This window comes from Psychrobacter sp. 1Y6 (genome assembly GCF_052258385.2).
Classification (GTDB): Bacteria; Pseudomonadota; Gammaproteobacteria; order Pseudomonadales; family Moraxellaceae; genus Psychrobacter.
In genome coordinates this window covers 1390778-1404945 of record NZ_JBQQEW020000001.1, presented here as the reverse complement: position 1 = coordinate 1404945, position 14168 = coordinate 1390778, and the positions used below count along the sequence as shown (strand labels likewise).

Here is a 14168-nt window from a genome sequence, read left to right as displayed (position 1 = left end):
GTCAATCGAGCGACAGGCGCCGTATTGGTGTTTGATGCCGATAGGTCTAGATTTTTATCATCGCTCATAACTTACTCTTACTTTCACAAAATTTAAGCATTGCTAAAGGCAGACTTATTTACTCATAGCCTGTTTATTTGGATTAACGTACGCCACTTTGGTTTGTACCATTGTTAGGCGGGAATACCAATTCAACGCGCTGATTACCACCAGCGGTTGCTTCAACATCACCTGCTTTTAGGCTATAACGGATAACATTGCCAGCGAAGCTTGCACCATTTTGAACCAGTTTTGCATTGCCAGTTAGTGTAATAATCCCAGACACTGCGTTGTAGTCAATCTTGTTAGCCTGCCCTTTTGCCAAGCCCTTTTCTTGCGTGACTACTTGCTGCATAGTCGCTGGACGGCCAGTTGCTACTGCTGAGTTAATGCTACGCTGCTGAGAAAGATTGACCGTGATGTTATCAGCCGTCATCTTAAACGTACCTTGAGTGATAATGACATTCCCTGCATAACTGGTCACGCCGGTACGCTCACTATAAGTAGCTTTGTCCGCTAGCAATTTAATCTGCTGATTAGAATCTGATGGCAATGCGTGACTATATAGCGGTAGCGCCAATAACATCACCATTGGCAGTGCGCGCAATTTGTGCAAGCAGAGTGACGATGCGCGTAAAGTAGGCAAAAATTTAAGTTTCATATAAATAACTCATTTCATAATAGGTGGTAGGATTTGCAAACTTTATGCTAGCTGCTATTTTTTGACACAGTAAATAAGAAAGACTTTGATTAAAATAATGCTTTGTCTTGGCGTTCAGATGGAGAAAAGGCAACAGCAACTTGGCCAAATTCATACTCTCCCGTCTCAAGATTGGCAGTCATACTAGAGGCTTCAAATCGATTCATGCCTTGTTCGATTTTCACAGGCGCGTCACTGTATACTTTGCCTGATTTCGTATTACCTTTTAGCGTACTACCAGTCACTTTTATCGGTTCGATATCAGGGGTACTCTTATTGCCTTCGCTCACCAGTGCAAATCCACCTGATAAACTAAGCTCCCCTGTCTGTTGACTGATGGCTGCACTGCCCGCTTGAATACGATAACGTTGCTCTGCAGATGGTTCCCAATTCATGGTAATACCTGACATTTCATCCTGATTGGTCTCAGGATTATGTGTCAAAGATTCAGCAGTAAGCTCATATTCGGTTTCGCCCTGCTCATTGGTCTGCACGGCTTTGATATCAGTGGCTTCATAATCGACATCTGTCGTTTCAATATTGACTGGCGGCGTTACGTCGCCTTGCTGTTGAAAAAACCAACCCGCAATACCGGCAATAATTAAGGCTAATACAATTAAGACACGTGTATTCACGACTGTTTATCCTGAGTTTGCGCCTCATCAAGCGTGTAATGCGCGATAAAGTCTTGATAATGTCCATGACCTTTTAAAATCAGATCACATATCTCGCGCACCGCTCCAGTACCGCCAGCACGAGTCGTTACCATGTCACTGCGCTTGATAACTTCAGCATGTGCATTAGGTACGGTTGCCGCAAACCCTACTGTTTGCATCGCTTTAATATCTGGTAAATCATCGCCCATATAGGCACAGTCGGCAGCAGTGATATTCATGGCAGGATCTAGAGAAGACAGCAGCTCGTTTAGTGCAATGAGCTTATCATCACGGCCTTGCACCACATGGTTGACGCCCATTTCTGCTGCGCGCTTGTTCACCATTGCACTACTACGACCCGTAATAATGGCTGTCAAAATACCGTAGCGCGCTAGAGACTTAACACCCACACCATCCTGTACGGAGAACGCTTTGGTCTCAACACCGTTAGCATCATAAATAATTTGACCATTGGATAAAATACCATCGACATCCATGACCAATAGTTTTACTTGTCCGGCTTTCTGTATCAAGTCCTGCATTATTTATCTCTTTTTAATATTTATTTTCGAAGCGTTATTCTATATAGCTTAACTATTTCAGCGGCAACTCACAAACCTTATTTAACCCCAGCTTGCAGCAAATCATGCACGGTAATAATAGCTTCTAAACGATCTTCATCATCAATAATCAATAACTGGCTAATACTACTTTCATTCATGACACTAAGCGCATCTGACGCACGCATCGTTTTACTGATATGACGTGGATTACTGACCATTACTTCATGCATTGGCGTTTGTAGATCGATGCCTTTTTCTAACCCTCGGCGCAAGTCACCATCTGTGAACACACCGACGACCTTATTGTTATCATCAGTCACTACTGTCATGCCTAATCGCCCAGCGGACATGGTAAATAAAGCTTGTTGCAATGGATCCTGCTGATGAATCAAAGGCAAGTCTTCTGAATTGGTATGCATCAAATCTTCGACACGCGTTAATAGCTGACGACCCAGAGCACCAGCAGGATGCGATAATGCAAAATCTTCAGAAGTGAAATTACGGGCATGTACTAAAGCAACCGCTAACGCATCTCCGAGCGCTAAAGTAGCCGTCGTACTGGAGGTAGGCGCTAGATTAAGTGGACAAGCCTCTTGCGACTGACCGAGCGTCAATACAATATCAGCTGCTCGTGGCAACATACCGCGCTTATCACGACTGATACTGATAAGAGGGATATTTAGATGCTTAACAACTGGTAATAGCATCTTGATTTCGTCTGACTCACCTGAGTTTGAAATAGCAAGCAGCACATCACCTTTTACAAGCATACCCAAATCGCCATGCCCTGCTTCACCAGGATGCATAAAAAAAGCAGGCGTACCCGTTGAGGCAAAGGTCGCTGCAATCTTGCGTCCAATTAGCCCTGACTTACCCATGCCCGTGACTACCACTCGCCCCTTACAAGTCAAAATAATGTCGCATGCTTGTGCAAATCTGTCGTCAATCTGCTCTGTTAGCAGTGCTAACGCAGATATTTCGGTATTAATGGCCTCGATAGCAGTGGTAATAAATTGCTCATGGGTTAAGTTGTTTTTGGTATCACTCATGAATCCGCTCTATTTTTATAATGAATCAATACGCTATTTTACTACACTATGTTTCATATTAGTAATGGTCTACAAAATCTACACTAATATAGTGCTGCATACTGAATAAAGAACTTGCTGCTATCTATACAAAAAAAACCCACTATTATCAGCAGGTTTTAAGCGAATAAATCATGTCTTAATATTTTTTCAAACCACATGCTCAATTAATGCAACAAGTTAGCTGTTGCTATCATTAGAACCGTCATTTGGCTTATCTTCAAATCCTGTATTATCTGCCGTGGCATCAAACCCACGATCTTGACCGAAGCCACCACGCTCAAAACCGCGCTCTTGACCTTGACCTTGACCAAAGCTACCGCGTTCAAAACCGCGATCTTGACCTTGGCTAAAACCACCACGATTAAATCCACTACGACTCGATGCAAAACCACGTTCTTCAAAGCCGCCAGCAGCAGGGTTGCTACCACGTTCGAAGCCACCGCCTTGATATCCAGTCGGTGCTGCGCTCTGCGGCTGAGCACTTGTACCTGTCGTCGTACTACTACGCGGGTTACGTGCTGGCACGACTGTTGAGATAGCATGCTTATATACCATTTGGCTCACTGTGTTTTTCAGGAGAACAACATATTGATCAAATGATTCAATTTGGCCTTGTAATTTAATACCATTTACCAAAAAAATAGAGACAGGAATGCGATCTTTGCGCAGCGAGTTCAAGAACGGATCTTGTAAAGTTTGTCCTTTTGACATGAAATCTCTCCTAAATATTATATAGTTATGTTTTGAGTGCCAATTATTTTAAGTGTTAATTTAATTATAATGGCTAAAAGGTAGATACAATAAGGTGTTTTCTTTATAAAACGTATCTAAATAAATATTCGTTGCTCTTAAGTGATTCCACTTTATCGCGAATACGTTATTATTGTAAATAATTAAGTAACTAGTTGTTTCGTTAATAATTTCTATCTACAAAAGTTCATAAAACAGACATCATAACAATGCTCAACGCACTGAGCCAAATTATAACAGCTATCTATGTCAATTTTTGAAACTAATTGTGTTAGCTATCATTGTACCTTAAGACAAGTACTCTCGTGCTTCGGCCATGGTTTCAAACGTTTGCAATATCATACGACTGCTAGTATCAGCCCCGCTCTCAGAGTCTGCTATTCCATTTGATGACGCACTGGGCAACTGCATTACCTTTCTCAGCCATGTGTATTGACGTTTTGCTAGCTGCCTTGTAGCATATAATGCCTTATTTTGCATTTCCTGACAAGCAAGCGCCTCAGTCTCTTGGTTAGCCATGTTTGGTTGAGCAGCTGACTGAGCAACATTATCTGAAATTTCTTTTTCTTCGTTGACAGCTATATGCTTTTCAAAAGCTTCATAAAATTGAGTTTTATCCAGATGAGTCTCATCAAATATCGGATGATCAATGTGCACCAAGTATTCTAGTACTTGCCTGTAGCCCACACAGCGCATCGAAGGCATATTAGGCGTGAGCGGATACTTTTTTAGTAAGTCTATGACTTCAGTCACTAGTCCTTCATTCCACATGATATCTAGGCGTTGTTCGATACGATCATGTAGCCATGGACGAGCCGGCATTACCGATAGCGCATGCCATTGCTGCTTCGGATTATGTGCCAATGCTTGCTTCGGCTTGCGCTGCCAGTCACTTATTGGAATATTTGTTTGTAAATAGACTTCAATTGCTCGCGTGATACGCTGAGTATCAGTAGCATTCAAACGCTCATGACTTATAGGGTCTATACTGCCTAAATAATTATATAGGGCACTAATACCTTCCTCTTGACGCCACTGCTCTACGCGCGCGCGTACGCTGTCATCGCTATCGGGCACAGGAGACAATCCATCGAGTAGCGCCATGTAATACATCATGGTGCCGCCTACTAATAATGGTATCTTGCCATTTCTGTGACACTCGTCAATAAGGCGGGCAACGTCACTGACTAACTCTGCCACACTATAGCTTTGCATAGGATCAATGATATCGACCAAATGATGTGGATAACGCGCCAGCTCAATCGCTGTTGGCTTGGCTGTGCCAATATTCATGTCACGATATATCAGTGCTGAGTCCACAGAAATTAATTCAAAACGGCCAGTATCGTATAGCTCGTACGCTAGTGACGTTTTGCCGCTAGCAGTTGGTGCCATAAGACAAACTACGCTGTTATCCGTCAGTTTGTGAGGTAGGCTATCAGACGAATGTTGCATAAAGTGGCCTTTCATAATATATGGATAACTCAGATATCGATTGGTTTAATTGCTTTAAGATGTTGTAATTATTTTCAGATATTCAGGATAGCATTAGCTTTACTAAGCGGTGACTATCTATCGCTTTAATAGCATTGTTCTTAATTATTTCAGTAAGATCATTTGCAAAAACCATTGAATCTTGCGCAGACATTTGCGTATTGACACTAATAAGTTGCTGATTAATCTCAGTAGCACTTTTTGGCAATCTATCTTTTTTGAATACTTGCTGACTAGAGGTAAGTGACTCAAATAGCTGGCTTATTTTAGACTGCCAGTCTTTAGCACTTATCAGTGCACACTGCCCTTTATGATAAAACAACAGCCAAGGTAGCTTTTTATCATCTGCGTTTAAGTCCATATCAACAGCTTCTAAATCGTTAATAATATCTAAGCAAATTGGTAAAGATGCAGAAGTAGCTGCTCTATCAGAATAATATGAAGTGCTGTTGTTACTATTGTTGCTTTGGTCTGATCGCTCATTGATATAAGGTTGCACTGACTCTTGCAATAAAGGATTATTCGAAAATGATTGGTTTGCAGTAGACTGGTAAGACTGTCTAGTAGACTCTACTTGATTATTCTGCCTTAGGTTATTAGTAGGCTGAATAATCAAGATGGGCATTTCAGAAGAACGACTTAAAGAAGCATCATTATTTGCCCGTTCCGCAGATTTGTATTGACTATCAGTTTCGGTCGTCGCTACGGACGCAGATGCAGACTCAGACCCAAACTTAGCTACATCAATCGTTTTCAACTGCGTACGAACTGTATGGCCTAAGTGCGCCATAATATTATTCAATGGACTGATTTTGATACGTTGTTTAGATGGATGCACGTTGATATTTAACCACTGATTTGGCAAATCAAAATACAGTGCATACCCCATACCTGCTAGCTGCGCACCTTGTGCCAGTTGACGTATCTGATTGCTAATCAACGCTTCTTTTACCAGCCTACCATTTACATAAATCAGCTTTGGTAAATCAGTTTTTTCATGATGCAATGGCCATAACCAGCCACTAATCGCTGCTTGATTAACATTGCTATCATCGTACGCTACAGACGACTGTACCAGACTCGACAAATCTATCGATATTGCTAATGCATTATCTGTCAATACCATACCAGTCGCTTGTTCTAGACGCGGCAGTGGCAAGCGGCTGTCATTGTTACCACTAATACCCGTAGCACTTGCAGATAATGATAGCCGCTGTTTATTGTCATGAAAAAGTGTCAAAGCAACATCGGCACGCGCCAGTGCAACCTCTCGGACGATGGTTTCGATATGACCAAATTCAGTAGCAATAGATTTTAGGTTGCCACGGCGGGCAGGCACATTGAAATACAAATCTTTTACGATGATCGTTGTACCGCGGTTATGCACAACTGGCAACAGTTTCGGTGTGTCATCTAATACGCCAGCGACCTGTAATTGACGGCCAATGCTACTATCATCATGACTACTGGTTAAGGTTAAACGAGAGACAGCAGCCATGGCCGCTAACGCCTCACCGCGAAAACCCAACGTCGTAATACCATGCAAATTAGCAACGTCAGCAACCTTACTGGTCGCATGACGAGTGATGGCCATGACCATGTCATCAGGATGAATGCCGACCCCATTATCCACTACTTCAATCAGACCCATACCGCCTTGAGTGATGCGCACCTCAATATTGGTCGCACCAGCATCGATGGCATTTTCCAGCAGTTCTTTGACTACTGCTGCTGGACGTGTCACCACCTCACCTGCCGCTAATTGATTGATTAGCAGCGGCGATAGTTTTTTAATGCGGGTATTAGGGTGATTATCTGGCATAGATAGATGTCATATTTTTGGAAAGTAGCGATTGGTGTAATTTAAATATTCATTTAGATGATAAGTTGCGATAGATCCAGACCCTGCGCTTGACCTGCCTTTGACAACCTCAACTGCACTTGGCGAGCTTCAGTGTCGTTATCATCGCTGAGACTTTGAGTCATATCAATGAATAACGTGGGCGGTGGCAGATAGCTATCAGCACGGCTAGCCCATTCGATGATGACTAGCGCTTCAGGTTCATCTAGATACTCATCAAACCCAATAAAAGACAACTCTTCTGGATCTTGGAGACGATATAAGTCTGCATGATAGACTGGCTTGGTCGAACCATCCTTGCGCTGAATACTATAAGGCTCAACCAAAGTATAGGTTGGACTTTTCACTGCACCTGTATGACCGAGCGCTTGTAACCAATAACGCGTCAATGTAGTCTTTCCAGCGCCCAAGTCACCTGCCAGCCACACGCTACCTGTCAGCGGCAATGTCGCTAATTGCTCAGCCAATGCTTGAGTATCTTGCTCAGAGTTTAATATTAGAGTCTTTAAGTATTTGCTATTTTCTATAGATTGACCATCACACATCAGACTGAACCCGCTCTGTCTGTACCTGCATGGTTACAGTTGGATTGGTAAAGCTTTCACCGCGAATCAGTTTGGCATACAGCTCAGAGTCAATCCACTCAGCACGAACCTGCTCACTGAATTCACAATCTTCTAGAACTAGTTTACCCATTTGATCGTTTGCAACATCATCAGCAAAACACTGCGCATACCCTGTCGCCGTCTCGTGAGCAATTACTGAGTACACGCTGACATCTGCTTCACCATTTTGCATTTGTGTCTGGCGTAGTATTTCTTGCGCCCAAAAGAATATTACTCGTGAAAACTGCTCTGCCGATGGTGAAACTGGCAAGCTTATCCAACGTGCGCTGAATTTCTTACACGCTGCGATATACTCAGGATCATCTTTGTTCCAAAAACAAATGGCATGATCAAAGCTATCAATAATGTCTTTGATCGAAGATTTTAGCAAACCAAAATCATAAACCATTTGCCCATGGTCTAAACGAGTGGCCTCAAGGATCAGCTCAATCTGATAGCTGTGGCCATGAATCGAGTGCTTACAACGCTCAGAACTACAGTTACGAACGATGTGAGCATTTTCAAATTTGAACAGTTTACGAATACGCATAATAATTTGACCAAAACAGTAAGCACTATGGTGCTAAATGTTAATAAATAAGAGTTTGCCGCGTTTATGAATCGGTTTATGGTTCATTATAGCAAATCGCCATGTATCCGTAAGTAAGCACTTATTAATACAATGATTGATTGAACGAATCAATTGGTAAACTAGGACTAACCGTAAACATAAAGAATTTGAATGATACTTGAATCGTAGACGAATTGTGCGAGCGCTATCTATTACTAAAGCTTAAGCCTATACTCTATTCAGTAAACAGCTATGTTAGCTGTATTCACACTGTCTTGAATTCGCTGAACTTGGCGTAATGAGTAGTGTGCTGTAAAAAAGGAAACGATGATGAGCAAAGGTCAAGATAGTAAGAAGAACGTTAAGAAAAAGCCCCTTTTGACTGCTAAAGAGAAGAAAGCTGCCAAACAAGCCAAGAAAGACGACAATGGTAGTATTTTAGGCAAACATTAATAATCAATACATCAATACATCAATACATCAATATGCCAATCTGACTTAACCGTTTGATTGGTATTTTTTTGGTTCGTCATTAGCCTTTATAAGTACTACTCTCTTAATTAGGTACAGTTTTTGCTTAAGCTTTGGTTTTGATTAAGCTCCGCGCGGCGCAAACATAATGATCGCCATTCCTAATAGCGCAACTACTGAGCCCACTATGTCCCACATGGTTGGTCTTATACCATTGACCGTCCACAACCATAAAATCGCCATACATATATAAACACCACCATATGCAGCATAAACCCTGCCCGCAGCAGTCGGATGTAATGACAGCAGCCAAACAAATGCGACCAAACTCAGCGCACCAGGTATCAGTAGCCAGATTGACTTGCCTTCTCGCAGCCAAAGATAAGGCAGATAACATCCTGCAATCTCAGCCAATGCAGTAAGCGCAAATAGCCCAACCGTTTTTAATTCTGTCAAAAATTACTACTCCTCATCTACTACTGTTCTAACCTGCTAAAACCAGTCAGGTATTGTACGGCATTTCCCAGAATAATCACTCTATCTCTGTTACCTCTTATAAAAGGCTATTTTTTCTGACATTACAGTTAAAATCACAGTAAAATCTATCATAGCAAACAAACCTCTTAGAGAGCGCTCTATCGAGGCCATACCGACATTGTCAATAGGAAGTTAGCATCATGATGCGTATTGGATTATTTTTATTAACCAACTTAGCAGTGATTGTGGCATTTAGCATCGTGTTTGGTATATTGTCGAGGTTTTTTGGGATTGGCGGCGTGCACAGCGCAGGTGGTCTTAACTACATTAGCCTTGCTGTTATGTGTGGTATCTACGGTATGGTCGGCTCGATGGTGTCGCTATTTATATCAAAATGGATGGCTAAAAGATCTACTGGTACGGTAGTTATAGAATCTCCACGCACCGCTACTGAGCAATGGCTAATCGATACCGTAGCCAAACAAGCGCAAGCCGTAAATATCGGTATGCCTGAGGTTGGTATTTTTGATAATTCACAGCCAAATGCCTTTGCGACTGGCTGGAATAAAAATAAAGCGCTGGTGGCGGTGTCGTCTGGCCTATTACAGAATATGAATCAAGATGAAGTCGAAGCCGTATTGGCGCATGAGATTGGTCATGTGGCCAATGGCGATATGGTAACCCTTGCCCTTATTCAAGGCGTGGTCAATGCGTTTGTAATGTTCTTTGCACGTATTGTCGGTAGTTTCGTTGACCGTACTGTGTTTAAAAACACTAGTGACCGCCCCGGTATTGGTTACTTTATTACCAGTATTGTAATGGATATCTTACTTGGGTTTTTGGCATCTGCCATCGTGATGTGGTTCTCACGCTTACGTGAGTTCCGTACAGATCAAATGGGCGCAAAACTTGCTAGCCGCGAAAAAATGATCAGTGCGCTTGATGCATTGCGTCCTTCTGCACAGCGACCGGATCAAATGCCTGAGAGTATGAAAGCATTTGCAATCTCGTCTGGGCAAACTCAAGGCTTTAGTATTGCAAATCTATTCCGCTCACACCCAACATTGGATGACCGTATTGCGGCGTTGCGAGAATATAATCCTAGTGAGGGATAATGGAGAAAAATATAGCTACGATATCATTAGAAGTACGATGTAGAGTACAGTGCTTATCTCACTACTCTAGCTAATCCAATCTATTTCCATGAGTTTATCGATTTCTTTTCTATACTTTGGCTCTACATAAATAGGAATATACTTCTCCCCTATTTCTTTTGCAATAGCATACCGGTGATGGCCACCCTTCAATATGACCTCGCCGATAAGGTGAGGTTTTACCAGTGGCGGTGATATAGGTCTCTTTTCAGATAAATAAACAATCAAATATGCCAGTCTACTTTTATACCCTACCGTCCACAACTCACCTTCATCTCTACGGCTAAAGTGACATAGTTTTTTATCTAGAGCATCTAATTTCACTGTTCCCAATATAAAGCTTTCTGGATAGCGAGTTTTAAAACTTGATTCATTCTCACCATCTAAAGAGAAGCGTTGACCTTCTTTTGATAAGTCCCAATTAAAGCTGATAGGTGGCCAATCTGAAGAATCTGTTTCTATATACTGACTTGCTTCACTTAATATTCTTGAGCGTAACTTATATTTGTCCTGATAAACCTCTAATGTTTCACCTGCTATAGCAGCAAAAACCTCGTCCATATCCATATTTAATCCTATTTCTCAAATATCAGGCGAGCTTCATAAATCTTATTCGTTATATATCAACCTTGAAAATACTCCGCTCTTGATCCTCGTTAGTAGTATCTAATCATTCTATAAAAATAGTGAATCAAGCTTCTCTTTTTTACAATACAGCCAAACACAAAAAAGCCTGTCTCTAGTAGACAGGCTTTTCTAAATAACATTTGCTAATTAAATATCAAACTCTAGTGCTCTATCACCTTCGCTATCTTTGATACGCGTTGGCAAACCAATCTTATTTAGTAGATTGATAAATGGCTTAGCATCTAGCTCTTCGACGTTGACCATTTTGCCTGCATCCCATTCGCCAGTCGCGACTAGTATCGCAGCAGCAACAGGTGGCACGCCTGCGGTATACGAAATCCCTTGGCTACCAACTTCGTTGTAAGCATCTTTATGATCTGAGACATTGTAGATAAATACTTCAGTCTCAACGCCATTAATCTTGCCTTTGACTTTGTCACCGATGCAGGTCTTGCCTGTATAGTTCGGTGCAAGCGAGCTTGGATCTGGTAGTACTGCTTTAACGACTTTTAGTGGCACAACTTCTTGACCTTCAGCAGTCATTACTGGCTGCTCAGACAATAGTCCTAAGCTCTGTAGGACAGTGAAGACATTGATATAATGCTCACCAAAGCCCATCCAAAAGCGAATGTTTGGTACATCTAGATTGGCTGACAATGAATGCACTTCATCATGACCGCTTAGATAGCTGTTTTGCACACCCACAACTGGCAAATCGTCTGTACGTTTGACTTCAAACATTTTGTTAGACTGCCACTTGCTGTCTTGCCAAGAGTAAACCGTACCAGTGAACTCACGGAAGTTGATCTCTGGGTCAAAGTTGGTCGCAAAGTATTTGCCATGGCTGCCTGCATTGATATCAATAATATCGATATCCGTCACAGATCCTGCATCCATCATGTCATAGCCCAGACGCGCGTAAGCGTTGACCATACCGGGATCAAACCCTGCACCTAAAATGGCAGTGACATTGTTGTCTGCACAGCGCTCTTTACGTTGCCACTCATAGTTGTTGTACCACGGCGGTGTCTCACAAATCTTACGTGGGTCTTCATGAATAGCCGTATCTATGTAGGCAGTACCTGTCTCAATACAAGCTTCTAGTACGGTCATATTAATAAATGCCGAACCAACATTGATGACTATTTGTATTCCAGTGTCTTGTATCAGCTGCACGAGTGCTTGGCTGTCCATCGCATCGACTTGATGCGTATGCAAGACCGCAGCCTGCTTAAAGCTGTCTTTTTCTTTTACGCTTTGGGCGATGGCATCGCATTTGTCTTTTGTACGTGAGGCGATATGAATCTCACCAAGTACATCATTGTGCATCGCGCATTTATGCGCGACCACTTGAGCGACACCGCCTGCTCCGATGATCAGTACGTCTTTTTTGTTAGGCTTAGCTTGTTGGTTTGTGTTCAATGAACAATCCTCCTTTGTGTCCCTGTCGATACCATTGATAGCGGCTATGCAAAACAGAAACGAGTGAATGATATGCGTGAATTAAAAAGGAAGACCGAGGAAAACCCACGCACCCGTCGGGCAAATAATACTCCATTATTTGCCCGACGCGATTATAACAATTTTTATTCCCTTATCGGTAAAAAATAATGTATCAATAGCAGATACCTTAAAATTACCCATTATTAAGACTAAGCCTTTGTTTTCTAATGTAGAAAACTCACAAAAATATCGCGTTAAGACAAGCTGGCTTTATAATCTTGATAATTAAACTCACGCTGGATATCGATACTGCCATCCAATCGGCGGATGACTATCGCTGGCATGTTGACACCATTGAACCAGTTTTTCTTAACCATTGTATAACCAGCAGCATTGCCAAAGGCAATCTTATCGCCTATCTGAAGATTACTCGGTAATGCATACTCACCGAAAATATCACCTGCCAAGCAAGAACGACCATAAATAATGGTATGGTCTGCTGACTCAGCATTCGCTTCAGACGGTGCAGCTTCTGCAGGATTACCGATAGGCGCAATATTGGCAACTGTATAGTTAATCGCAGCAATCGGTGCTGACTCACGATAAATCAATAGATCAAGCATATGCGCTTCAATAGAAGCATCGACGACTGCTAGGTTTTTTTCGTTATGCATGGTATCCAATACAGTAGTTACCAACGTGCCTGCACCATGAATACTTGCTTCACCTGGCTCAAGATACACTTGCACGCCATAGGTTTCGCTAAACGCTTTTAGACGTGCAGCTAGTTTATCTAATGGATAATCAGGCGCGATAAAGTGGATACCGCCGCCCAAACTCACCCACTCAAGCTGCGCTAAAATACCACCAAACCTTTCTTCGATATCTGCCAAGCTTTCACTAAAGGCTTCAAAGCTGTCATTTTCGCAATTGTTGTGAATCATGACGCCAGTGATATCGCCAAGTACCGCTGCGATTTTATCTTTATCGTGCTCACCAAGACGGCTAAATGGGCGTGCAGGATCAGCAATCAAAAACGATGAGTTGCTGGTCTTAGGGTTGAGTCGTAGACCTACAGGTATATTTTGCGCGGCGGCTTGCTCTTTAAAAGCGTTGAACTGTGAGATTGAGTTAAAAATTATTTTATCCGCATAGTTCAGCACTTCAGGGATTTCATCTGCACTATAGGCAACGCTATAAGCGTGCGTTTCTTTTCTGTCGCTACTACTGGCATCATCGTTATTACCAAAGGTCTCATAGCCCAATCTGACTTCGTTAAGTGAAGACGAAGTCGTGCCATGCAGATAAGGCTGCATCACATCAAACACGCCCCATGTGGCAAAGCATTTTAGTGCCAATAATGCCTTTGCACCAGACAGCTCACATAGCCTTGCAATGATTTTCATATTGGCAACGATGGCCGCTTCATCAAGCACGTAGTAAGGCGTTGGTGGCAATGCCGCGTTGATAGAATTCTCTAGATTTTTTGCATTCATAATAGATTACCTAATAGACACTCTGCTGTTGCTATCTTGACAGACAGATATAAATATTTGCGCTATAGTAGACTAAATTCATCATAATTAGAATATCTTATGGCACTCTCAACCGATTATTCCACCTCAGCCAGTCGATCCCATTCATCACAATTGGATCCGAAAAACAT

Annotated in this window: 15 protein-coding genes; 2 read left to right on the top strand and 13 right to left on the bottom strand. The window is 42.2% G+C overall.

Features of this window, described 5'->3' with window-relative positions; translation table 11 throughout:
• Positions 1–142 precede the first annotated feature (142 nt).
• The 9 genes from lptA to ACTXGF_RS19615 all read right to left on the bottom strand — a co-directional run bounded on the left by lptA (position 143) and on the right by ACTXGF_RS19615 (position 8309).
• Positions 143–700 carry a lipopolysaccharide transport periplasmic protein LptA gene (lptA, locus tag ACTXGF_RS19655; protein WP_057760441.1) on the bottom strand — a complete coding sequence of 186 codons (558 nt, stop codon included), beginning with the start codon at positions 698–700 and terminating at the stop codon, positions 143–145.
• An 89-nt stretch (positions 701–789) separates the two neighbouring features.
• A complete protein-coding gene (gene lptC, locus ACTXGF_RS19650; protein ID WP_443534229.1) occupies positions 790–1374 on the bottom strand; it encodes an LPS export ABC transporter periplasmic protein LptC in 585 nt (194 codons plus the stop codon).
• Positions 1371–1937, bottom strand: coding sequence for a KdsC family phosphatase (locus ACTXGF_RS19645; RefSeq protein ID WP_443534227.1), 567 nt, complete (start codon positions 1935–1937; stop codon positions 1371–1373). Before ACTXGF_RS19645 ends, lptC begins: the two co-directional genes overlap by 4 nt.
• Positions 1938–2014: 77 nt before the next feature.
• Positions 2015–3007 (bottom strand): KpsF/GutQ family sugar-phosphate isomerase, encoded by a 993-nt coding sequence (locus ACTXGF_RS19640; protein WP_443534226.1) that lies wholly within the window; start codon positions 3005–3007, stop codon positions 2015–2017.
• Positions 3008–3226: 219 nt separating this feature from the next.
• Positions 3227–3760 (bottom strand): RNA chaperone Hfq, encoded by a 534-nt coding sequence (gene hfq / locus ACTXGF_RS19635; RefSeq protein ID WP_443534225.1) that lies wholly within the window; start codon positions 3758–3760, stop codon positions 3227–3229.
• Between the two features lie 327 nt (positions 3761–4087).
• Positions 4088–5254, bottom strand: coding sequence for a tRNA (adenosine(37)-N6)-dimethylallyltransferase MiaA (gene miaA, locus ACTXGF_RS19630; protein ID WP_443534224.1), 1167 nt, complete (start codon positions 5252–5254; stop codon positions 4088–4090).
• A gap of 82 nt (positions 5255–5336) precedes the next feature.
• A complete protein-coding gene (gene mutL / locus ACTXGF_RS19625; RefSeq protein WP_443534222.1) occupies positions 5337–7115 on the bottom strand; it encodes a DNA mismatch repair endonuclease MutL in 1779 nt (592 codons plus the stop codon).
• Positions 7116–7168: 53 nt separating this feature from the next.
• On the bottom strand, positions 7169–7699 hold the full coding sequence (gene tsaE, locus ACTXGF_RS19620; protein WP_443534221.1) for a tRNA (adenosine(37)-N6)-threonylcarbamoyltransferase complex ATPase subunit type 1 TsaE: 531 nt from the start codon (positions 7697–7699) through the stop codon (positions 7169–7171).
• Positions 7692–8309 (bottom strand): 6-pyruvoyl trahydropterin synthase family protein, encoded by a 618-nt coding sequence (locus tag ACTXGF_RS19615; RefSeq protein ID WP_443534219.1) that lies wholly within the window; start codon positions 8307–8309, stop codon positions 7692–7694. The genes tsaE and ACTXGF_RS19615 overlap by 8 nt, the downstream gene beginning before the upstream one ends.
• Before the next feature lie 351 nt (positions 8310–8660).
• Here ACTXGF_RS19615 and ACTXGF_RS19610 point away from each other — a divergent pair, with 351 nt between their 5' ends.
• Positions 8661–8783, top strand: a complete 123-nt coding sequence (locus tag ACTXGF_RS19610; RefSeq protein WP_021815223.1) for a hypothetical protein — start codon at positions 8661–8663, stop codon at positions 8781–8783.
• 141 nt (positions 8784–8924) lie between these two features.
• Here ACTXGF_RS19610 and ACTXGF_RS19605 read toward each other — a convergent pair whose 3' ends face one another.
• On the bottom strand, positions 8925–9257 hold the full coding sequence (locus ACTXGF_RS19605) for a YnfA family protein (RefSeq protein WP_057760460.1): 333 nt from the start codon (positions 9255–9257) through the stop codon (positions 8925–8927).
• Positions 9258–9478: 221 nt separating this feature from the next.
• Between ACTXGF_RS19605 and htpX the strand changes: the two genes are divergently transcribed.
• Complete coding sequence (htpX, locus tag ACTXGF_RS19600) at positions 9479–10393, top strand: protease HtpX (protein WP_443534218.1); 915 nt, start codon at positions 9479–9481, stop codon at positions 10391–10393.
• A gap of 66 nt (positions 10394–10459) precedes the next feature.
• Here htpX and ACTXGF_RS19595 read toward each other — a convergent pair whose 3' ends face one another.
• From ACTXGF_RS19595 to ACTXGF_RS19585, 3 genes are all read right to left on the bottom strand, one after another.
• Positions 10460–10999: a hypothetical protein gene (locus ACTXGF_RS19595; RefSeq protein ID WP_443534217.1), complete on the bottom strand. Its 540-nt coding sequence runs from the start codon at positions 10997–10999 to the stop codon at positions 10460–10462.
• Between the two features lie 207 nt (positions 11000–11206).
• Positions 11207–12481, bottom strand: a complete 1275-nt coding sequence (locus ACTXGF_RS19590) for a saccharopine dehydrogenase family protein (protein ID WP_102091503.1) — start codon at positions 12479–12481, stop codon at positions 11207–11209.
• A gap of 275 nt (positions 12482–12756) precedes the next feature.
• Positions 12757–13998, bottom strand: a complete 1242-nt coding sequence (locus ACTXGF_RS19585; RefSeq protein WP_443534215.1) for a carboxynorspermidine decarboxylase — start codon at positions 13996–13998, stop codon at positions 12757–12759.
• Positions 13999–14168 lie beyond the last annotated feature (170 nt).

Coding starts and splice junctions, on each gene's coding strand:
- lptA (WP_057760441.1), bottom strand. CDS start 700: ATGAAACTTAAATTTTTGCCTACTTTACGCGCATCGTCACTCTGCTTG.
- ACTXGF_RS19645 (WP_443534227.1), bottom strand. CDS start 1,937: ATGCAGGACTTGATACAGAAAGCCGGACAAGTAAAACTATTGGTCATG.
- ACTXGF_RS19640 (WP_443534226.1), bottom strand. CDS start 3,007: ATGAGTGATACCAAAAACAACTTAACCCATGAGCAATTTATTACCACT.
- hfq (WP_443534225.1), bottom strand. CDS start 3,760: ATGTCAAAAGGACAAACTTTACAAGATCCGTTCTTGAACTCGCTGCGC.
- miaA (WP_443534224.1), bottom strand. CDS start 5,254: ATGCAACATTCGTCTGATAGCCTACCTCACAAACTGACGGATAACAGC.
- mutL (WP_443534222.1), bottom strand. CDS start 7,115: ATGCCAGATAATCACCCTAATACCCGCATTAAAAAACTATCGCCGCTG.
- tsaE (WP_443534221.1), bottom strand. CDS start 7,699: ATGTGTGATGGTCAATCTATAGAAAATAGCAAATACTTAAAGACTCTA.
- ACTXGF_RS19615 (WP_443534219.1), bottom strand. CDS start 8,309: ATGCGTATTCGTAAACTGTTCAAATTTGAAAATGCTCACATCGTTCGT.
- ACTXGF_RS19610 (WP_021815223.1), top strand. CDS start 8,661: ATGAGCAAAGGTCAAGATAGTAAGAAGAACGTTAAGAAAAAGCCCCTT.
- htpX (WP_443534218.1), top strand. CDS start 9,479: ATGATGCGTATTGGATTATTTTTATTAACCAACTTAGCAGTGATTGTG.
- ACTXGF_RS19595 (WP_443534217.1), bottom strand. CDS start 10,999: ATGGATATGGACGAGGTTTTTGCTGCTATAGCAGGTGAAACATTAGAG.
- ACTXGF_RS19585 (WP_443534215.1), bottom strand. CDS start 13,998: ATGAATGCAAAAAATCTAGAGAATTCTATCAACGCGGCATTGCCACCA.